The organism is Nonomuraea sp. NPDC049378 (genome assembly GCF_055586745.1).
In genome coordinates, this window is record NZ_JBVJHP010000003.1 from 48845 (window position 1) to 68669 (window position 19825).

Below are 19825 nucleotides of genomic sequence, written 5' to 3' on the forward strand. Positions count from 1 at the left end.
GAGCGATCTATGGCGCTGAGCGAACCCGACGCAGCGAGCGGAGTGGAGGGCCGACGCAGGAGGCACTCCGCGCAGCGAGTGAGGAGGGTGAGCGATCTATGGCGCTGACCGGACGTGCCGGGCTTCTCGCGGCGATCGGGATCCTGGTGGTGATGTTCGCGCCCCTGCCGGGGCCCGCGCTGGCCGGGGTGTGCCTGCTGCTGGCCGCCGCGATCATCGTGGACCTGGTGTTCGCCGGCGCGGTGCGCCCGCTCAGGTTCCATCGCTCCGGCGAGACCCTGATGCGCCTGGGCCAGCGGGCCACGGTGGAGCTGGTGGTGGAGAATCCGGGTCCCCGGCGCGTACGCGGCGTGCTCAGGGACGCCTGGCAGCCCTCGGCGGGAGCCTCGCCCCGCGTCGCCCCGCTGGACGTGCCGGCCGGCGAGCGTCGCAAGATCGTCGTGACCCTCGATCCGACCAGGCGCGGCGACCGGACGTCCGTGGCCGTCACGGTGCGCTCGGTCGGCCCGCTCGGCCTGGCCGCCCGCCAGGGCGACCACCAGGCTCCGTGGTCGGTGCGGGTGCTGCCGCCGTTCCTGTCGCGCAAGCATCTGCCCTCCAGGCTGGCCAGGCTGCGCGAGCTGGACGGGCAACATCCGGCGCTGGTGCGCGGGCAGGGCACCGAGTTCGACTCGCTGCGCGAATACGTGGTGGGCGACGACGTACGCTCCATCGACTGGCGGGCCACCGCGCGCCGCCACGACGTCGTGGTGCGCACCTGGCGTCCCGAGCGTGACCGCCGCGTGCTGATCGTGCTCGATACCGGCCGCACCTCGGCGGGCAGGGTGGGGGACGCGCCGATCCCCCTGGCCGGCGCGGGGGGAGGCGGCGGCGGGCTGCTGATGCGGCCCGATCCGCGGCCGGCGCCCGGCTGGCCGCGGCTCGACTGGTCGATGGACGCCGCGCTCCTGCTGGCCGCGCTGGCCGCCAGGGCCGGCGACCAGGTGGACTTCCTGGCCTACGACCGCGCGGTACGCGCGTGGGTGAGCGGCGAGTCTCGTACCGAATTGCTGTCGTCGCTGGTCAACGCGATGGCGCCGATCGAGGCGGAGCTGATCGAGGCCGACTCGCAGGGCATGGTGGCCGCCATCCTGTCCAGGGCCAAGCGGCGTTGCCTGGTCGTGTTGCTGACCGACCTGAACTCCGCGGCGCTGGACGAAGGGCTGATGCCGGTGCTGCCGCAGTTGTCCGCGCGGCACCTGGTGCTGGTGGCCGGGGTTTCCGATCCCCGGGTGGCGGCCATGGCCGGCCGTCGCGACTCGACCGAGGAGGTCTACGACGCGGCCGCCGCCGAGCACGCGCGGCTCGGGCGCAGGCGCATCACCGCCAGGCTGCGCCGGCATGGGGTCGAGGTGGTCGACGCGGCGCCGGACGACATCGCGCCCGCGCTCGCGGACGCGTACCTGGTGTTGAAGGCCGCGGGACGCCTCTGACGCCGGAGGGCGCCGCGAGGGCGGGGCCCAGAAGGACGCCGCGGAGGACGCCGCGGAGGACGCCGCGGAGGCCGCCCCGGAGGCCGGCTGCGGCAGGGCGCCCCTGACGGCCTGTGGTCAGGCTGACGGGGCGACGTCGGGGGCGCGTTCGAGGTCGCCGGTCTCGTTCCGCGCCAGCGCCCGGCGGCCGAAGACGATCACGTACGTCAGGAAGACCGCCTCGGCGAGCACCCCGATGCCCACCCGCGCCCACGTCGGCAGTCCCGACGGGGTCACGAACGCCTCGATCAGCCCCGACACGAACAGCACCACGACCAGCCCGAGCGCCACGCTCATCACCGCCCTGCCCTGTTCGGCCAGCGCCTCGACCCGCTTGCGGGGGCCGGGGTCGACGACCGTCCAGCCCAGGCGCATGCCGACGGCCGCCGCGAGGAACACCGCGGTCAGCTCCAGGAGCCCGTGCGGCATGATGAGGCCGAAGAAGATATCCAGCTTGTCCCTGGAGGCCATGAGGCCGCCGGAGACGGCCACGTTCTCGGCGTTCGCGTAGAGCGCGTACGGGATCGGCAGCCCCAGCAACACCGAGTAGGCGATCATCAACGCCGAGACCCACGCGTTGTTCACCCACACGCGGCTGGCGAAGGACGCGGCGGGATTCTCCGAGTAGTAGTCGGCGAAGTCCTCCTCGACCAGCTGGGTGATCTCCTCAGGGCTGGCGATGGCGGCCTGGACCTCGGGGTTGTTCGCGACCCACGCGCCCATCACGAAGGCGACCACCAGGAACGCGGCCGAGCTCGCCAGCCACCACCACCGGGCCCGGTAGGCCACCACGGGGAACGTCACCGTGAAGAACCTCGTCAGCTCCCGCCAGGCGGGCGTGTGCGCGCCGGTCACCGCGGATCTGGCCCTGGCCACCAGCGCGGACAGCCGCCCGGCGAGCATCGGGTCGTTCGACGAGGAACGCACGATGGACAGATGCGTCGAAACCCGCTGATACAGGTCGACCAGCTCGTCCACCTCGACGCCCGTCAGCGACGAACGATTCTTCACCAGGTAGTCGAGCCGGTCCCACACGGGGCGGTGCGCCGCGACGAAAGCATCGATGTCCACCCGAACATTCTGGCCGCTCAATCAGTGCGACATAGCCGTTAGGCTCCACTTATGTCGGAGGTAGTGACCGGCGACGCCGTCGTCGTCGAAGTGCGGGTGGCCCAGATGCCCTCGCGGGCGCTGGCGGTCGTCATTGACATGGCGGTGCAGTTCACGGCGATGTTCGGCGCCTACGCGCTCTTAGGAGCGTTCGCCGGCGTCACGGATCTGGCCATGTTCAGCGCGGTCATGATCGTGCTGCTGGTGCTGGTGATGATCGGCTACCCCGTGATCTTCGAGTCCGTCACCAGGGGCCGCAGCCTCGGCAAGCTGGCGCTCGGGCTCCGGGTGGTCAGCGACGACGGCAGCCCCGAGCGCTTCCGGCAGGCGCTGTTCCGCGGGCTGGCCGGGGTGGTGGAGTTCTGGCTGCTCGCCGGCGCGCCGGCGCTGATCGCCTCGCTGGTCTCGCAGCGGGGCAAGCGGCTGGGCGACGTGTTCGCGGGCACCATCGTGATCTCCGACCGGGCGCCGCGCGACGCGGGGCAGGCCATCATGATGCCGCCGCCGCTGGCGAGCTGGGCGGCCACGCTGGAGCTCTCCCAGCTGCCCGACGAGGTGGCGCAGGCGGCCAGGCAGTACCTGCTGCGCTGGGTTGACCTGTCGCCGCAGGTCCAGCACGAGATGGGCGTGCGCATCGCGACCCAGGTGGCGTCCTTCGTCTCTCCCGCCGCCCCTGCCGGGACGCCGCCGTACGCCTACCTGAGCGCCGTCCTGGCCGAGCGCCGCCGCCGTGAGCAGGCCCGGTTCGCGCAGCGGGCGGGAAACGGCGGCGCGCCCCAGGGCCCGTACGCGCCGCCCTCGCCGGTCCCGTACCCGCAGCCCGGCCCTCCTCCGGCGGGCTCATATCCGCAGCCCGGCCCTCCTCCGCCGGGCTCGTACGGCCCCTACGCCCAGCCGGGGCCTCCCCACCCGGCGCCCGGCCCGTACTCGCAGCCTGGCCCACCGGCTCCGCCGCCCGCACCCGCGCCGGAGCCGCCACAGGCGACCCCGGGCGGGTTCGCGCCACCCCAGTGACCGGGACGGCCCCGAACGACCGAACCCGCCTCACGGGGTGAGGCCATCAACCCGCCGAGCGGAGCGAGGCCCCCAACACGTGAGGGAGCGCCGTCGTCTGGAGGAGCGGCGGGAGCGCAGCGACCAGAGCGGGGGAAGACGGCGGCATCAGGCGACCGAACCCGCCGAGCGGAGCGAGGCCCCCAACACGTGAGGGAGCGCCGTCGTCTGGAGGAGCGGCGGGAGCGCAGCGACCAGAGCGGGGGAAGGCGGCGGCATCGGGCGACCGAACCCGCCGAGCGGAGCGAGGCCATCAACTCAGTGCCTTCCGTTGCGGTACGACTCCTGCGTCTGCGCGTTGAACCGGTCGGTACGCACGTGCCTGGCGCTGTCCGTGAGCCGGTCGTCGATCTTGACGACGTCGAAGCCCTCGTGGAAGTCGGCCGCGTAGATGTAGCCGTTGTAGTAGTAGGCGGACCAGATGCCGCCGCCACCGCCGCCCGAGCGGGGGCCGCGCTCGAAGTAGCCGATCTCCCTCGGGCTGGTGGAGTCGGTGAAGTCCCAGACCGACAGCCCGCCCATGTACCACGCCTGGACCATGATGTCGCGGCCCTTGACGGGGATCAGCGAGCCGTTGTGGGCGACGCAGTTCTCGCTGTCGTCCTGGTGGCGGGAGATCTTGAAGTAGCTCTTGAAGACGAGCTGCCCGCGCGCGATGTCGTAGATCGCGTCGGCGCCGCGGTTCGGGCCGGTGGCCTCGTTGCAGGTGGCCGCGCCCCCGCCGCCGAGCTCGTCGGTGAAGACGACCTTCTCGGCGTTGTTGCTGAAGGTCGCCGAGTGCCAGAAGGCGAAGTTGGGGTCGGTGGTCCTGGCGGTGACCTTCGGGTCGAGCCGGTCGGAGATGTCGAACAGCACGCCGTCGCCCATGCACGCGCCCGCCGCGATGTCCTTCTCGGCGTACGCGGTGATGTCGTGGCAGCCGGTGGTGGGGATGAGCAGGCCGGGCTGGTCCTCGTTGCCGCCGTCGGGGAAGACGACCGGGGTGGCCGCGACGTGGGCGGCCTCCGGGTGGCGCAGCGGCACCTTGATGATCGAGATCTTGTCGTGCGGCGGCTGGCAGTCGGGGAAGTTCGCCGCCGGCAGGTACGAGGAGACGTAGACGTAGACGTTCTTGTTCCGGTCGCGGCCCTTGCCCGGCACCAGGGTCAGGGTGTGGGAGCCGCAGGCCGTCTCGACCGCCTTGACGTACCTCGGCCTGGTCTTGTGGGAGATGTCGAAGATGCGAACGCCTTCCCAGGCGTCCTTCTCGGAGGCGGGCCGGTCCGTGCTGGCGCAGGAGTCGTCGCTGCGGGAGCTGTCGACGGCGGCGAACAGCAGGTTGCCGTAGACGCTGACGTCCATCTGCCCGCCGGGGCAGACGACGGAGCTCACGACCCTGGCCTTCTTGGGGTTCCTGATGTCGTAGATGGAGAAGCCGCCGTAGTTGCCGACGTAGGCGTAGCCGCCCTGGAAGGCGATGTCGGTGTTGATGGACGAGGCGATGGCGTCCGGCTTGGGGACGTTCCTGACGTGGGTCACGTTGGGGCTGGTGACGACGGCGTCAGGTGGCGGGATGTCACTGGCGGTCGCGGGTAACGCGGTGAGGAGCAGGGCGACGGCTGCCCCGGCCATCGCGAGGACACGGCGCGGGCTGGACATGCGGGATGCCTCCTTCGTACGGGGACCGGCGGCTGGTCAGTGGTGACCGTGGCCACGCTCGGGGTAGGACGTCTGGGTCTGCGCGTTGAGCTCGCGCATCTTGACGCCGTTCGCCCGGTTCGTACGCCAGTCGTTGATCTTCAGCACATCGAGGCCCAGGTTGAAGTCGGAGCCGTAGATGTGGCCGTTGTAGTAGTAGGCCGACCAGAATCCGCCGCTGAGCGCCGGTGCGGTGTTGTCGGGGCCGCGCTCGAAGTAGGCGATCTCCTGGGGGTGCGCCGAGTCGGTGAAGTCGACCACCGAGATGCCGCCCTGGTACCACGCCTGCACCATGATGTCGCGGCCCTTGACCGGGATCAGCGAGCCGTTGTGGGCGACGCAGTTCTCGCTGTCGTCCTGGTGGCGGGAGATCTTGAAGTAGCTCCTGAAGACCAGCTGTCCCCGCTTGATGTCGAAGTAGGCGTTGGCGCCCCGGTTGGGTCCGATGGCCTCGTTGCAGGTGGCCGCGCCGCCGCCGCCGAGCTCGTCGGTGAAGATCACCTTGGTGCCCTCGTTGTTGAACGTGGCCGAGTGCCAGAAGGCGAAGTTCTCCTCGTCGCGCGCGGTCGCGGTGACCTTGGGCCGCTCGGGGTCACGGATGTCGAGCAGGATGCCCTCACCCATGCAGGCGCCCGCCGCGATGCCCTTCTCCGGGTAGGCGGTGATGTCGTGGCAGCCCGTGGTGGCGGACCTGCCGTCGGGATAGGGCAGCTGCTTGCCCGGGTAGCCGCCGTCGGGGAACAAGTTGGGCGTCGCGATGACGGTGGCGGCGGACGGGTTCCGCAGCGGCACCTTGATGATCGAGATGAGGTCGTGCGGCGTCCGGCAGTCGGGGAACGCGTCGCTCGGGCCGTAGGAGGAGACGTAGATGTAGACGTTGCGCCCCCGCCGGTCGGGGACCAGGGTGTGCGTGTGCGAGCCGCAGTTCGTCTCGACCGCCTTGATGTACTTCGGGTGTGACTTGTCGGAGACGTCGAAGATGCGTACGCCCTCCCACGACTCCTTGACCGAGGCGGGCTGCGAGGTGCTGTTGCACGAGTCGTCGTTACGCGAGGAGTCGACCGAGCCGAACAGCAGGTCGCCGTGGACGCTCACGTCCATCTGGCCGCCGGGGCATACCACGGAGCTGACGAGCGAGGTCCGCTTGGGGTTGCGGATGTCGTAGATCGAGAAGCCGTAGTAGTTCCCGACGTACGCGTAGTTGCCGTGGAATGCCATGTCCGTGTGGATGTCGGCCAGGGCCTCGGGTTTGGGCACGTTCGTGACGTGCTTGATGTTCGGGCTCATGACGATCTCGCCAGGAGCCGGGACGTCCGCAGCCTGGACCGGCAGGGTGACGCCGGCCAGCGCGGCCAGGGCCGCGACCAGGATGAGGACCCTGCGGCGGGTGAACACTCGGGGACCTCCGATAAAGGGGGCATAAACCTCCGTTATGGTCGCTCTCTTCACCGCCGTTGACCAGCGTCCAATCTGTCAATTTTTGTTCCGGTTCGACCTCTTTCATAACCCGGGTTCATGACTTAGAGTGCGCATTCTCCACCACGTTTGTCAGGGAGGCTGGGTGCGAGCCGCGCTCATTGTCGTCACGGCCACGGTCGTCACCCTCACCGGCTGCAGCTCCAGCACGTCACCTCAGGCGCCACGGGCCGGCTCGACCGCCCCCGTGATCGCGCCCGGCCGGCCGGGCGAGCAGGACCGGACGCTCTCGCCGGCCGAGGCCGCCACCGCGGTGCCCTCCCCCACCCCCAACGCCGCCGACGTGACCTACGTCCAGGACATGATCGTCCATCACCGGCAGGCCCTGGACATGGCGTTGCTGGCCCCGAACAGGGCGGAGTCGGCCAAGGTGAAGAGCCTGGCCGGCCGGATCAAGGCCGCCCAGGCACCCGAGATCCAGTACATGACCACGTGGTTGCGGGAGCAGGAGCAGAAGGTGCCCGACCACCACGCGGCGCACGACGGCATGCCGGGCATGGCGACGCCGGAGCAGCTGGAGGAGCTGCGGGCGGCGACGGGCAGCAACTTCGACCGGATGTTCCTGCAGCTCATGATCAACCACCACCAGGGCGCGATCACGATGTCGGAGAAGGTGCTGACCAGCGGCTCCCACATCAGGATCGAGGAGCTGGCCGGCGACGTGAGCGTCACCCAGATGGCCGAGATCCGCCGCATGCGCGAGATGCAGTCGGCGCTGTAGCCGCGCGACCTCAGAAGCCGCGCCTCCCAAGAGCGCGCAACCTCAGGAGCCGCCTGCCTCAGGAGGCGCGTGCCGGAGACGCCGCGACGCTCAGGAGCCGACGCGCCAGGAGTGCAGGTAGTCCTCCTGCTCGGCGGTGAGCTCGTCGATGCCGATGCCGGTGGCGGCCAGCTTGAGCCTGGCCACCTCGTGGTCGATCTCCGGCGGCACGTCGTAGACGCCCGGCTCCAGACGTGCCCGCTCGCCGGCCAACCAGGCCACGGCCAGGGCCTGCGCCGAGAACGACATGTCCATGACCGCGGCCGGGTGCCCCTCGGCGGCCGTCAGGTTGACCAGCCGGCCCTCCGCGAGCAGCAGCAGCCGGCGCCCGTCGGGCATGACGTACTCGTCGGTGTTGGGCCGCACGCCACGGATCACCTCGACGGCCAGCTCGTCCAGCGCCCGCACGTCGATCTCCACGTCGAAGTGCCCCGCGTTGGCCAGGATCGCGCCGTCCTTCATGGCGGCCAGGTGCTCGGCCCTGATCACGTCGCGGTTGCCGGTCACGGTGATGAACAGGTCGCCGAGCAGCGCCGCCTGCGCCATCGGCCGCACCTCGTAGCCCTGCAGCGTCGCGTCGAGCGCCTTGACGGCGTCGATCTCGGTGACGATCACCCGCGCGCCGAAGCCCTTGGCCCGCTCGGCCACCCCGCGCCCGCAGAACCCGAACCCGGCCACGACCACCGTGCGCCCCGCGAGCATGATGTTGGTGGCCCGCATGATCCCGTCGAGCGTCGACTGCCCGGTGCCGTAGCGGTTGTCGAACATGCGCTTGGTGCGGGTGTCGTTCACGGCCACGACCGGGAACTTCAGCGCGTGCTCCGCGGTCATCTGGCGCAGCCTGATGATCCCCGTGGTGGTCTCCTCGCAGCCGCCGCCGACGCCGTCGAGCAGGTCGGTACGCTCGGTGTGCAGGATGTTCACCAGGTCGCACCCGTCGTCGAGCACGAGATCGGGCCCGAGATCGAGCGCCTGGTGGATGTGCCGGTAGTAGGTCGGCCGGTCGACGCCGGCCCTCGCGTGCACCGCGATCCCGTACGCGCGCAACGCCTCGGCCACGTCGTCCCGCGTCGACAGCGGGTTGGAGGCGGCGAGCGCGATCTCGGCGCCCCCGGCCTTCAGCGCCCCCATGAGCACGGCCGTCTCCGCGGTGACGTGCAGGCAGGCCGCGATCTTCAGCCCGGCGAGCGGCCGTTCGAGGCCGAAGCGCTCGCCGATCGCCGTCAACACCGGCATCGAACGCGCGGCCCACGAGATCTGCCGCTCACCGCTTTCCCAGACGTCCATGGCTCACCTGTAACCGAAGAAGACGGCCAAGAACGCGCTCGTAACGGCGAGATTCCCGTGAGCCTTCACGACCGGCCATGACGGACGGAAGCGGCGTCGGCGCGTGCGGGTGACTTGGCCTGCCGTAAAAGATGGGGTTGGTGCGCTCCGCAGGAGCGCGCACCGCTCCGAGGGGAGGGCCCTCTCGGAGCGGTGGTGAAGCGGAGAAGCCCCCGACGACAGCGGAGGAGCCCCCGAAGGATCAGTAGCGATAGTGGTCGGACTTGTACGGGCCCTCGACGTGGACGCCGATGTAGGCCGCCTGCTCCTTGGTGAGCTCGGTGAGCTTGACGCCGAGGGCGTCGAGGTGCAGGCGGGCGACCTTCTCGTCGAGGTGCTTGGGCAGCGTGTAGACGCCGATCGGGTAGTCGGCCGTCTTGGTGAACAGCTCGATCTGGGCGATCACCTGGTTGGTGAACGAGTTGGACATGACGAAGCTCGGGTGGCCGGTCGCGCAGCCGAGGTTCATCAGGCGGCCCTCGGCGAGCACGAGGATCGTGTGGCCGTCGGCGAAGACCCACTCGTCGACCTGGGGCTTGATGGTGTTGCGCTGGATGCCGGGCAGCTTGGCGAGGCCGGCCATGTCGATCTCGTTGTCGAAGTGGCCGATGTTGGAGACGATCGCCTGGTGCTTCATCCGCGCCATGTGGTCGGCGGTGATGATGTTGAAGTTGCCCGTGGCGGTGACGAAGATGTCGGCGATGCCGACGACCTCGTCCAGCGTGGTCACCTGGTAGCCGTCCATGGCCGCCTGGAGCGCGCAGATCGGGTCGATCTCGGTGACGATCACGCGGGCGCCCTGGCCGCGCAGCGCGTCGGCGCAGCCCTTGCCGACGTCGCCGTAGCCGCAGACCACGGCCACTTTGCCGCCGATGAGCACGTCGGTGGCGCGGTTGAGGCCGTCGATGACGGAGTGGCGGCAGCCGTACTTGTTGTCGAACTTCGACTTGGTGACCGAGTCGTTGACGTTGATGGCCGGGAAGAGGAGCTGGCCGTTCTTGTGCATCTCGTAGAGGCGGTGCACGCCGGTGGTGGTCTCCTCGGTGACGCCCTTGATGCTCTCGGCGATCCTGGTCCACTTCTTGTCGGCGCCGACCGTGCGGTTGAGCAGGTCGATGATGACGTGCCACTCTTCGGGGTCGTCGGCGGTGGCGGCGGGCACGGCGCCGGCCTTCTCGTATTCGGCGCCCTTGTGCACCAGCAGCGTGGCGTCGCCGCCGTCGTCGAGGATCATGTTGGGGGCGCCGCCGTCAGGCCAGGTCAGCGCCTGCTCGGTGCACCACCAGTATTCCTCCAGGGTCTCGCCCTTCCAGGCGAAGACCGGCACGCCCTTCGGGTCGTCGACGGTGCCGTCGGGCCCGACGACCACGGCGGCGGCGGCGTGGTCCTGCGTGGAGAAGATGTTGCAGCTGACCCAGCGGACCTCGGCTCCGAGCGCCACCAGCGTCTCGATGAGGACGGCGGTCTGGATCGTCATGTGCAGGGAGCCCATGATCTTCGCGCCCGCCAAAGGTCGCGTGTCCGAGTAGTCGCGGCGCACGGCCATGAGGCCGGGCATCTCGTGCTCGGCGAGCCGGATCTCCTTACGACCGAAGTCGGCAAGTGAAAGGTCTGCGACCTTGAAGTCCATCGGGTTTCCCCTCGCGTCACTGATGGTTGTCGCCGACGAGTCTAGGCACCGTTCGCACGACGACGCACGCCGGGAGGGGTGAAACTGACGTAAGAATGTAAGGATGCGCATCACGGAAGCCGCCAAGCGGCTCGGCATGTCCCCGCGGATGCTCCGCTACCGGGAGGCACTCGGCCTGCTGCCCCCCGTGCGGGAGCAGGGGGCGCACCGGCGGTTCGGCCCCGAGGAGCTGGCCGCCGTGGCACAGGGCGTCGAGCTGGAGAAACGGTTCGACGTGTCGCCGGCCGAGCTGGCGTTCGCGCTGCGGGTGCTGAGCGAGCCGGCGGTGGCGGCGGCCGTGCGCGACCTCGGGGTGCGGATCGGGCGCATCCCGGTGCCCCGCAGGGCCCTCGACTTCGAGAAGGAGAAGGCCCTGCGGCTGCTGCGTACGTCCGGCGGCGCTCAGGAGGCGGGCGTGCGGGACCGGTCGAGGTCGGGCTCGAGGTAGATGACCCTGGCGATCGGCACGGCCGCGCGGATGCGCTGCTCGGCCTCGTCGATGCCGCGCGCCACCTCGCCGGCCGTCTCGTCGTGCGAGACCGCGATCTTGGCGCCCACGAGCAGTTCCTCCGGGCCGAGGTGCAGCGTGCGCATGTGGATGATCCGGTCGACCTCGGGCGCGCTCTCCAGCGCGCGGCGGATCTGGACCTCCACCTCCGGCGAGGCGCCCTCGCCGACCAGCAGCGACTTGGTCTCCACGGCCAGCACGACCGAGATGACTGCGAGCAGGGTGCCGATCATCAATGTTCCGATGGCGTCCCAGACGGGGTTGCCCGTCACCACGGCCATCGTCACGCCGAACAGCGCGAAGATCAGGCCGAGCAGCGCGCCGAGGTCCTCCAGCAGGATGACCGGCAGCTCCGGCGACTTGGACCTGCGGATGAACGCGACCCACCCCTGACGGCCGCGCACCAGGTTGGCCTCCTTGATGGCCGTGCGGAACGAGAAGATCTCAGCGATGATCGCGAATATCAGCACGCCGAACGCCCAGGCGGGAGACGTGAGTGCCTCTGCGTGGGTCAGTTTGTGGTAGCCCTCGTACAGCGAGAAGAGCGCGCCGATCGCGAACAGCACCACGGCCACCACGAACGCGTAGAAATAGCGCTCGCGGCCGTAGCCGAACGGGTGTTCCTTGGTGCTGGCGCGGGCCGCACGCTTGCCGCCGACCAGGAGAAGCACCTGGTTGCCCGAGTCGGCGACCGAGTGGATGCCCTCGGCCAGCATCGACGACGACCCGGTGAAGAACGCCGCCACGAACTTGGCTACGGCAATGGACAAGTTTGCGACCAACGCCGCAATGATCGCTTTTGTTCCGCCGCTCGCGCTCACCGGTCTTCTCCACTCATAAGGTCAATCACAAAGGCCTGGAAGGGGATCCTATTGCGAAATCCTGGCCTTCAGCTCACTGATCGCCGAGACCGAGCTCGGATCGACGGCGTATCCCAGCGCCAGATAGGTGCTCGCGTAATCGCCGAGCAGGATCATCGAGGCCATCCGCTCCAGCGGGTGCACGCCCTCCGCCGCCACCTCGGTCACCGGCACGTCGCGCTCACGCGCCAGGCGCAGCGACGCCTCGCGCTGGCGCGTCAGCTGGGGATGCTCCTCGACGTCGCGCAGCACGACCAGCCTGAGCGTGTGCGCGGGAGCGTCGGCGAAGATGTCGCGCTCGGCCATCGGCCCGTCGAAGGTCGCGATCTGGCCATGGCCCGCCTCGGGCAGCTCTCCGAAGATGGCGGGATATTTCGCATTGGTGTTGAGCTGGCAGGCCAGCCGGTACGCCGCCACCGACGCCGCGGCCGACGAACCCCAGATCAACGGAAGGCTCTCGGCCAGGTCGAGCGCGAGCGACTTGCCCGGATTGACGAACGACTCGCTGGCCGGCCGGCACCGGTGCGCCATCTCCTCCAGCGCCGTGGCCACCCGTTCGAACAGGTCCGCGTCGGCCGGAACCAGCCGCAGCGCGGCGGCCGCCACGATCAGCGGCACGGCCAGCAGCCAGACGTTGACCCTGGACTGCCCGCTCGCCGGCACCGGCACGTAGAGCGCCGACGCCTGGGTGGCGATCGCCTCCAGCGGCGAGCCGGGCGCGCCCACGCCCAGCAGCGTGCACCCGCGCCGCACGGCCTGGGTGGCGACGGCCAGCGTCTCCTCGGTGTCGCCCGAGCCGGAGACGGCGATGACCAGGTCGGTGGCGCCGACCCAGCCGGGAAGCTGGTAGGAGCGCAGGGTGATGATCGGCAGCGGCGCGCCGTTGCCGACGGCCGCCGCCATGATGTCACCCGCGATGCCGGAGCCGCCCATGCCCGCGACCACGATGGCGCGCGGGCGCCCCATCTCGGCCAGGCGGTCGACACGGGACTCGACGGCGGTGCGGTAGCCGGTGCGTACGTGGGCCGCCGCGGCGGCGACCGCCGGCAACATGCCCCCGGGATCACCGTCGCTGAGATGCCCCTGGTCGTCGAGCCGCCCCGGCTCCCAGGTCACGGCTTCCTGGCCTCGTCGACCAGCAGAACGGGGATGTCATCCCGGACCGGGTAGATGAGGCCGCAACCGGTGCAGGCCAGCTCTTCGGCCTCGGCCTCGGCACGCAGGGGCGCCTTGCACGCCGGGCAGGCCAGGATCTCCAGCAACCAGTCGTCGATCTTCACTCTGACACCTTTCCCACAATGGCGAGGACCTCGTCCCTGATCGCCGTCATCTCGGTCTCGTCGGCCGCCTCGGCGTTCAGCCGGAGCAGCGGCTCGGTGTTGGAGGGCCGCAGGTTGAACCACCAGCCGGATCCCGTCACGGTCAGCCCGTCGAGCTCGTCGAACTCGCCCCGGCCCGCGAACGCCTCCCGCACCCGCCGCAGCGCCTCGTCCTGGTCGTCGACCGCGCTGTTGACCTCGCCGGAGGCGTGATAGCGCGCGTAGGCCGCCACCAGCTCGGACAGCGCCCGCTCCTGCTCGCCGAGCGCGGCCAGCACGTGCATCGCGGCCAGCATGCCCGAGTCGGCGAACCAGAAGTCGCGGAAGTAGTAGTGGGCCGAGTGCTCGCCGCCGAACACCGCGCCCGTGCGGGCCATCTCGGCCTTGATGAACGAATGCCCCACCCGCGTCCGCACCGGAACCCCGCCGTGTTCGCGGACGATCTCGGGCACGCCGTGCGACGTGATCAGATTGTGGATGATCGTCGCGCCCGGAGCCTTGGCCAGCTCGCGCACCGCGACCAGCGCGGTCACGGCCGACGGCGAGACGGACTCTCCCCGCTCGTCGATCACCCAGCACCGGTCGGCGTCGCCGTCGAAGGCCAGCCCGAGGTCCGCGCTGCTCTCGACGACCGCCCGCTGCAGGTCGACGAGGTTCTGTGGCTCCAGCGGGTTGGCCTCGTGGTTGGGGAAGTCGCCGTCCAGCTCGAAGTAGAGCGGGACCAGCTCGATCGGCAGCCCCTCGAACACGGCGGGAACGGTGTGCCCGCCCATGCCGTTGCCCGCGTCGACGACCACCTTGAGCGGCCTGACGCCCGCCAGGTCGACCAGCGTGCGCAGGTGATGGGCGTAGCCGGGAAGCAGGTCCTTCTCGATCAGCGACCCCGTCGGCGTGTCCGTCACGCCGACCAGCTCCGCCGCGCGGTCGCGGATCTCCGTCAACCCCGTGTCGCCGCCGATCGGCACCGCGCCGGACCGGCACATCTTCATGCCGTTGTAGCGGGCGGGATTGTGGCTGGCGGTGAACATGACGCCCGGCAGCCCGAGGCTGCCGCTGGCGTAGTAGAGCAGGTCGGTGGAGCCGAGCCCGGCGTGCACCACGTCGGCCCGGCGCGAGCGCGCGCCGCGGATGAAGGCCGCGGCCAGCGGCACGGACGACTCGCGCATGTCATGGGCGACCACGACCGACCCGGCGCCCGTCACCTCGACGAATGCCGCCCCCACGGCCTCGGCGGTCTGCTCGTCGAACTCGTCGGGAAACACCCCGCGAACGTCGTACGCTTTAAAGATCTTGGCGAAATCGCCCACTCCGCAGCTCCGCCCTTGGTCGTTTCCTCCGTTGAAACGAGCCTACCGGTCGCGGTGCTGCTGGGCCGACCGCAGAACGCGCAGGTGCCCGCGCCTGCCGACCTCGACTCCCTGGCCGACCGGCTCGCCCCCGCCGGACGGCGTGGGCCGCGCCGCCTCCCTGACCGCGTTGGCCAGCGCCTCCAGATCGTCGGAACTGGGCGAGGCGCCGTCCGTCGGCAGCCGCACCACCTCCCAGCCGCGGGGGGCGGTCAGCCGCTCGGCGTGTTCGGCGCACAGGTCATAACAATGTGGCTCCGCGTACGTCGCCAGAGGGCCGAGAACAGCGGTCGAGTCGGCGTATACGTACGTGAGCGTGAAGACGGCAGGCTGGCTGCAGGCGGTGCGGGAACAGCGGCGGACGGGGCTCACGGAGGGACCGTATCTGGTAAGAGTGCGAGGCGCCACTATCTGAGCACTCTTAACGAGCGTGTCGCCACAATTCGGACACCTGTCGCAGCCTTTCCACCGATTTCCCCGCCAGGGACCCGGTCTTCGAGCCCGAATATTTCCCGCGTTCCCGGGCAGAACAGTCCGACGTGAAGAGGTGACGCCGCTCCCCGGAAGCGCCCGTACGCCCCCGTACACTTGATCCCGTGACTCACAGGCGCGGTCCCAGGCGGCGCGATCGCCACGGTCGCGGTCTCCGCGGCCCGCTCGCCCCCTCCCACGTCCCCATGGCCAAGTCCCGCAGCGAGCGCTTCGACGACCTCGTGCTCGACGCGGTCGACCGCCTCAGGCCCCGGTGGGAGCGCCAGCTGTCGGCGGTGGAGTTCGCGGTGGAGGAGGTGCCGCCGCTGAGCGAGCTGGGCGACGGCCCGCAGCTGAGCTCCGACCCGATCCCGTTCGGCCGCGCCGACGCGGCCGCCGGCCCCAACCCCGCCTCGATCGTGGTCTACCGGCGTCCGCTGGAGGCACGGGCCCGCGACCGCGACACGCTGGGGGCCATGGTGCACGACACGGTCGTGGAGCAGGTGGCCACCCTGCTCGGCCTGGCCCCCGAGACCGTCGACCCGGGCTACGACGACCGCGGCTGAGGCGCGGGCTCCGGGCCGAAGGGCTCACGAGGCCCCGGGCACCACCACGCGGGAGGTGTCGGTGAGGGGCGGAAGGAGCGTCCACATGCGGGCGGGAGACAGCGGCTGGGCCGTGAGCAGCACCCCGCTCTTCAGGCGTTCCTCCACCACGCGTCCCCCGTAGACCTCCCCCGACACGGGCGTGACCACCACGGCGAAGTTCCCCTCCGCCTTGAGCTTGACGTTCTTCGTCCGCCCCGCCGGCACCTCCACGTCGAACGCCTTGCCCTCGGGCACGGTCCGCACCCGCACCTTGCCGGGCCCGCCGAGCGCCGTGAGGACCAGGCGGGAGCCCGCGCGGTTGCCGGCCACCGCGCTGCCCAGGTCCAGTGAGGACGTGCCCGCGGTGAAGGCGACGTCGGAGCGGCCGCCGGTGCCCGTGGCGACGAGCCCGGCCACGACCGGCGCGGTCGAGGTGAGCACGAGGGCGCCCGAGGAACCGCCGAGCCCGGTGGTGACGTCGAGGGCGACCACGCCGCCGGCCGGCACGTCGAGGGTTTCGCGGCCCTTCATCGCGTACTCCGCGTCCTCGCTCACCGCCTTGAGCCGCACCACGGCATCGGTCTCGCCGGGGGCGGCGACGAGGAGCTCCCTGCGCCCGCCGCCGCCGGGGATGCCGGGGACGACCACGCGCGTCGCGGGAGGCGCGGCGGCGGGGAGCCAGTCGACGCCGCCGCTGTCGAGGGTGGTCCTGGCGGCGACGGCGACGCGGCCGAAGACGGTGGTGACGCTCACGGCCATGATGTCGGCCGAGGGGGCGAGCGTCTTGAGGTCGATCTCCTTGTGCTCGCCGGGCGCGATCTCCAGCCCGATCCCCTTGTCGCCGGAGACGAGCCCTTCCGCGGCATGGACCTGGACGTCGGTGAGCGCGGGCGCCTTGTCGGCGTTGGCGAGACGGAGGCGCACGTCGGCGTCGGCGGGCCCGGGGCCGACCAGCCAGGTCTCCTGGCCTGGCTCGGTGCAGCGCACTCCGGCCAGTCCCCGCCCGCCGCCCTTGGTGACGCGGGTGAGGTAGCCGGCCTCCAGCGCGCCGGGGCCCTTCGTCACGTACGGCTCGGCGTCCATCTTCTCCCGGTTGAGCGTGTCGGGCAGGTAGACGTTGACGTGCTCGCCCTTCGTGCCGGGGCAGACGGCGGTGACCGACTCGACGGCCACCTTCCGCGGGCCCTCGGGCGGGGGCGGCAGGGGTGCGGGCCTGGTGACGTACGCGACGCCGTACATGGCGGCGAGGGCGACGACGACCAGTGCAAGCAGGCCGAACCTGTTCTCCACGAAGGCCTTCATCACGCACCCGCCAGCGCCACGGACGGCGACTCGACGCCTTCGGGCGGGCGCCGCCCCGGCGCGGCCATGACCACCGCCACCAGCACCAGCGCCGCTTGTGCCCACAACCACGGCGTGTGCAGGGCGCTGTCCGGCCGGGCGGGCACGCGGGTGACCGGCTCGGTCAGGCGCCACAGCCCGCCCGCGTCCGACAGGCTCATGCGCTGCAGCGACGGCTGGGAGTCGAGCCTTCTGGCCAGTTCAGGGGAGACGGGGGGCGCCACCGCGACCATGGCGATGCCGTGCCGGGCGAGCGTGGCCGCGTCGCCGCCGCGCCCGCCGGCCAGTCCCTCGGCGGCCGCCCGCACCTGGGTGCGGCCGCCGGACGCGACGGGCAGTTCCGCCTCGCCGATCAGCGGGGTGCGGGCGTGCAGCACCGTGAACGCGTTGCCCTCGATGACGAGGGTGCGTTCGCCGTTCCTTGAGTAGGTCGTGGCCAGCGCGGGCAGCACGTCGGGCGCGTCGCCCACGAGCGGCCCGCGGACGCCGCCCGCCACCCAGAAGCCCGCGGCCAGCAGCGGCGTGCTGAACGCGACCGCCGCCACCGCCGTCGCGCCCAGCTTGCGCAGCCCGCCTCCGGCGCGCAGTTCGGCCAGCCGGTGGGCGGTCAGTCCCACGAGGACCAGCAGCCCGGTGCCCGCGAACGCCAGCGGGACCCCCGGCCAGGCCCGCGCTCCTTCGACGGTGACGCGGCTGACCAGGATGGCGGCCAGCATCCCGTACAGGGCGACGCCCCAGCCGATCGCGACGATCATGCGCTGGCGGCGCATGAGGAGTGCGGCGAGCGCGGCCGTGATCAGGCCGGCCGTCACCCAGAACGGCGGCAGCCCCGGTCCGCCCGGGCTGAGCGCGAGCAGCGACTCGGGAGCGAGCACGGGGTCGGTCAGGGCGGGATCGTGCAGCCCGGCCTCCAGGAGGATCTTGCCCGGGTCGGCCGCCAGGGTCGCCAGCCAGGGGAACAACAGCGCCACCGGCACCGCGAGTGCGATGACCATCGAGGTCACGACGCCGCGCCGCACACCGCCGAAGGCGACCGCCGCGAGCACGCCGAGAACCGCGAAGAGCGGGTAGACCAGCGGGACGAATGCCGTGCCCACGGCGAGCAGCAGCCCGAGTCCCCAGGCGGCGCGGCGGGCCCGGCGGCGCTCGCCGGACAGCAGCACCGTGCCGAACGACGTGTAGAGGGGCAGGAGCACGAACACCACGGCCGTGCCCAGCCGCCCGGCCGCGATCGCGCCGGTCGCGACGGGCAGCAGCGCGTACGTTCCCGCAGCCCAGGCCCGTGCGGGCACCGCCGGGATGATGTGCCGGGTGGCCAGGTACGCCGAGGCGCCGGCCAGCGGCACGGAGCCGAGCAGCAGCACCGAGACGGCCAGCCACGTCTTGCCGAGCGCGAGCGTGGACAGGACGGCGAGCACGGCGACGTACGGGGGCGCCCAGGCGTCCGAGCCGAGCCCGACGTCGTGGAAGCCCTCGGTGTAGAACGCCCACAGGTCGCTCGCGCCGCCCGTGACGGGGACCAGCGCGCCGCCTCCGAGCCGCTCCCCGCCGAGCAGGGAACGCTCGGCGACCAGCGAGACGGCGGTCAGCGCGAGCAGGAGGACGACGCCGGGGCGGCTGAGGAACCGTTTGACCGCGCCGGTGTCGGGGGGTGGGAACTCGTCCTCCTCCTCGGCGGACGAGTGGTGGTGGCGGCCGGCGGAGTCGACGGGGGCCTCGCCGGCGAGAAAGCTCTGGATCATGTCGGTGAGCCGCCGCCAGGCCGCTCCCCGAGGGGTCATCAACCGCTTTGTGCGGTTATATCCCTTCTTGCGGCCGTTACGGCGGGCACGGCGCGCCCTGAGCAGCCGGAACGGGTGCACCAGGACCGAACCCATGGCCACCATCTCGTCCAGCGCGTTCGCGGGCTGCTTGCTGACGATGAACAGCAGCGTGCGGAAGGCCGAGCCGACCACGTTCCGCAGCAGCGCCCAGAGCATCGCGCCGAACGGCAGGTTGGCCATCACCACGAAGATGGCGTTACGCCTGTCCAGCCTGCGCGGATGGTCCCCGCTGACCGTGATGCGCCGTCGCCTGCGGGCCGCCGCCTCGGCGTGCCAGGCCACGGCGGAGGTGACGTTCAGCACCCGGTGCCCGGCGTTGCGCACCCGCCAGCACAGATCGAGATCGTCGCGGAACAGCGGGAGGAACGGGTCGAGCCCGCCCACCTGCTCCCACACGTCGCGGCGGATCAGCATCCCGGCCGTGGACACCGCCATCACGTCGTGCGTCCCGTCGTGCTGCCCCTGGTCGAACTCCCGTGGTTCGAGCCCGGTGTCCCTGCGCCCGGTGCGGCCCACCCTCACGCCCACTTCGAGCAGCAGCCTGCGGTCGAGCCAGTCGCGCAGCTTCGGTCCGAGCACGGCCGCCTTGGGATGCTGCTCCGCGGCGGCGAGCAGCGCCTCGAGCGCCCGCCGGTCGGGGGCGCAGTCGTCGTGGAGCAGCCAGATCCACTCATCGGGACCGGCGGAGGGCAGCCTCTCCAGCGCCGCCGCCACGGACTCGCCGAAACCGGTGGAGCGGGGCAGGGAGATCAGGTTGCCGCGGCCGAGCGTCCGGGCGAGCAGATCGACGGAGCCGTCCCTGCTGCCGTTGTCGACGCCCGCCACGCGGTCGGGTCTGCGGCTCTGGCCGGCCAGAGCCCGCAGCGTCTCCCCAAGCCAGCGCCCGCCGTCGTGAGCGACGACGATCGCGGTGACGCAGGGACGTGCCATGGGCGGGTGACTCCTGGGAGTTGATCAGGCGCGCCCACCTTACCGGCGAACCCCTTCA

General features: G+C 71.2%; 17 protein-coding genes. 5 read left to right on the forward strand and 12 right to left on the reverse strand.

Features of this window, described 5'->3' with window-relative positions:
• Window positions 1–98 precede the first annotated feature (98 nt).
• Complete coding sequence (locus tag ACZ6SA_RS07940; protein WP_465827127.1) at window positions 99–1472, forward strand: DUF58 domain-containing protein; 1374 nt, start codon at window positions 99–101, stop codon at window positions 1470–1472.
• A 117-nt stretch (window positions 1473–1589) separates the two neighbouring features.
• Here the strand turns inward: ACZ6SA_RS07940 and ACZ6SA_RS07945 are convergent, their stop codons facing one another.
• Window positions 1590–2582 carry a stage II sporulation protein M gene (locus ACZ6SA_RS07945; protein ID WP_132516475.1) on the reverse strand — a complete coding sequence of 331 codons (993 nt, stop codon included), beginning with the start codon at window positions 2580–2582 and terminating at the stop codon, window positions 1590–1592.
• Between the two features lie 51 nt (window positions 2583–2633).
• Between ACZ6SA_RS07945 and ACZ6SA_RS07950 the strand changes: the two genes are divergently transcribed.
• Window positions 2634–3635 (forward strand): RDD family protein, encoded by a 1002-nt coding sequence (locus ACZ6SA_RS07950; protein WP_465827129.1) that lies wholly within the window; start codon window positions 2634–2636, stop codon window positions 3633–3635.
• Window positions 3636–3932: 297 nt separating this feature from the next.
• Here ACZ6SA_RS07950 and ACZ6SA_RS07955 read toward each other — a convergent pair whose 3' ends face one another.
• Both ACZ6SA_RS07955 and ACZ6SA_RS07960 read right to left on the reverse strand, forming a co-directional pair.
• Window positions 3933–5312, reverse strand: coding sequence for an LVIVD repeat-containing protein (locus ACZ6SA_RS07955; protein ID WP_347643254.1), 1380 nt, complete (start codon window positions 5310–5312; stop codon window positions 3933–3935).
• Window positions 5313–5348: 36 nt separating this feature from the next.
• The gene (locus ACZ6SA_RS07960; protein ID WP_465827130.1) at window positions 5349–6746 is read right to left on the reverse strand and encodes an LVIVD repeat-containing protein; all 1398 of its coding nucleotides are present in this window, start codon (window positions 6744–6746) and stop codon (window positions 5349–5351) included.
• 166 nt (window positions 6747–6912) lie between these two features.
• On the opposite strand from ACZ6SA_RS07960, the gene ACZ6SA_RS07965 reads away from it, so the two are divergent.
• Window positions 6913–7548, forward strand: a complete 636-nt coding sequence (locus tag ACZ6SA_RS07965) for a DUF305 domain-containing protein (protein ID WP_347643252.1) — start codon at window positions 6913–6915, stop codon at window positions 7546–7548.
• Between the two features lie 90 nt (window positions 7549–7638).
• On the opposite strand, the gene ACZ6SA_RS07970 is transcribed toward ACZ6SA_RS07965, so the two are convergent.
• Together ACZ6SA_RS07970 and ahcY are read right to left on the reverse strand one after the other, a co-directional pair.
• The gene (locus ACZ6SA_RS07970) at window positions 7639–8874 is read right to left on the reverse strand and encodes an adenosylhomocysteinase (protein WP_443152896.1); all 1236 of its coding nucleotides are present in this window, start codon (window positions 8872–8874) and stop codon (window positions 7639–7641) included.
• 241 nt (window positions 8875–9115) lie between these two features.
• Window positions 9116–10543 (reverse strand): adenosylhomocysteinase, encoded by a 1428-nt coding sequence (gene ahcY, locus ACZ6SA_RS07975; protein ID WP_347643250.1) that lies wholly within the window; start codon window positions 10541–10543, stop codon window positions 9116–9118.
• Between the two features lie 103 nt (window positions 10544–10646).
• On the opposite strand from ahcY, the gene ACZ6SA_RS07980 reads away from it, so the two are divergent.
• Window positions 10647–11030: a MerR family transcriptional regulator gene (locus ACZ6SA_RS07980; protein ID WP_443152897.1), complete on the forward strand. Its 384-nt coding sequence runs from the start codon at window positions 10647–10649 to the stop codon at window positions 11028–11030.
• Here ACZ6SA_RS07980 and ACZ6SA_RS07985 read toward each other — a convergent pair.
• From ACZ6SA_RS07985 to ACZ6SA_RS08005, 5 genes are read right to left on the reverse strand one after another with little or no spacing between them, the layout of a single operon-like run.
• On the reverse strand, window positions 10985–11911 hold the full coding sequence (locus ACZ6SA_RS07985; RefSeq protein WP_443152898.1) for a cation diffusion facilitator family transporter: 927 nt from the start codon (window positions 11909–11911) through the stop codon (window positions 10985–10987). The two genes, ACZ6SA_RS07980 and ACZ6SA_RS07985, sit on opposite strands and share 46 nt — an antisense overlap.
• Window positions 11912–11959: 48 nt before the next feature.
• Window positions 11960–13066, reverse strand: coding sequence for an SIS domain-containing protein (locus ACZ6SA_RS07990; RefSeq protein ID WP_443152899.1), 1107 nt, complete (start codon window positions 13064–13066; stop codon window positions 11960–11962).
• Window positions 13063–13230, reverse strand: a complete 168-nt coding sequence (locus tag ACZ6SA_RS07995) for a Trm112 family protein (protein ID WP_347643246.1) — start codon at window positions 13228–13230, stop codon at window positions 13063–13065. Before ACZ6SA_RS07995 ends, ACZ6SA_RS07990 begins: the two co-directional genes overlap by 4 nt.
• On the reverse strand, window positions 13227–14576 hold the full coding sequence (locus ACZ6SA_RS08000; RefSeq protein WP_465827134.1) for a phosphomannomutase/phosphoglucomutase: 1350 nt from the start codon (window positions 14574–14576) through the stop codon (window positions 13227–13229). Before ACZ6SA_RS08000 ends, ACZ6SA_RS07995 begins: the two co-directional genes overlap by 4 nt.
• Before the next feature lie 42 nt (window positions 14577–14618).
• Window positions 14619–14987, reverse strand: coding sequence for a DUF3499 domain-containing protein (locus tag ACZ6SA_RS08005; RefSeq protein ID WP_106236645.1), 369 nt, complete (start codon window positions 14985–14987; stop codon window positions 14619–14621).
• A gap of 224 nt (window positions 14988–15211) precedes the next feature.
• Here ACZ6SA_RS08005 and ACZ6SA_RS08010 point away from each other — a divergent pair, with 224 nt between their 5' ends.
• On the forward strand, window positions 15212–15652 hold the full coding sequence (locus ACZ6SA_RS08010; protein WP_132605991.1) for a metallopeptidase family protein: 441 nt from the start codon (window positions 15212–15214) through the stop codon (window positions 15650–15652).
• A 24-nt stretch (window positions 15653–15676) separates the two neighbouring features.
• Here the strand turns inward: ACZ6SA_RS08010 and ACZ6SA_RS08015 are convergent, their stop codons facing one another.
• Together ACZ6SA_RS08015 and ACZ6SA_RS08020 are read right to left on the reverse strand one after the other, a co-directional pair.
• Window positions 15677–16975, reverse strand: coding sequence for a DUF5719 family protein (locus ACZ6SA_RS08015; RefSeq protein WP_347643244.1), 1299 nt, complete (start codon window positions 16973–16975; stop codon window positions 15677–15679).
• Entirely contained in the window at window positions 16975–19767 is a 2793-nt protein-coding gene (locus ACZ6SA_RS08020; RefSeq protein WP_465827136.1) for a glycosyltransferase, read from the reverse strand. The genes ACZ6SA_RS08015 and ACZ6SA_RS08020 overlap by 1 nt, the downstream gene beginning before the upstream one ends.
• Between the last annotated feature and the right edge of the window lie 58 nt (window positions 19768–19825).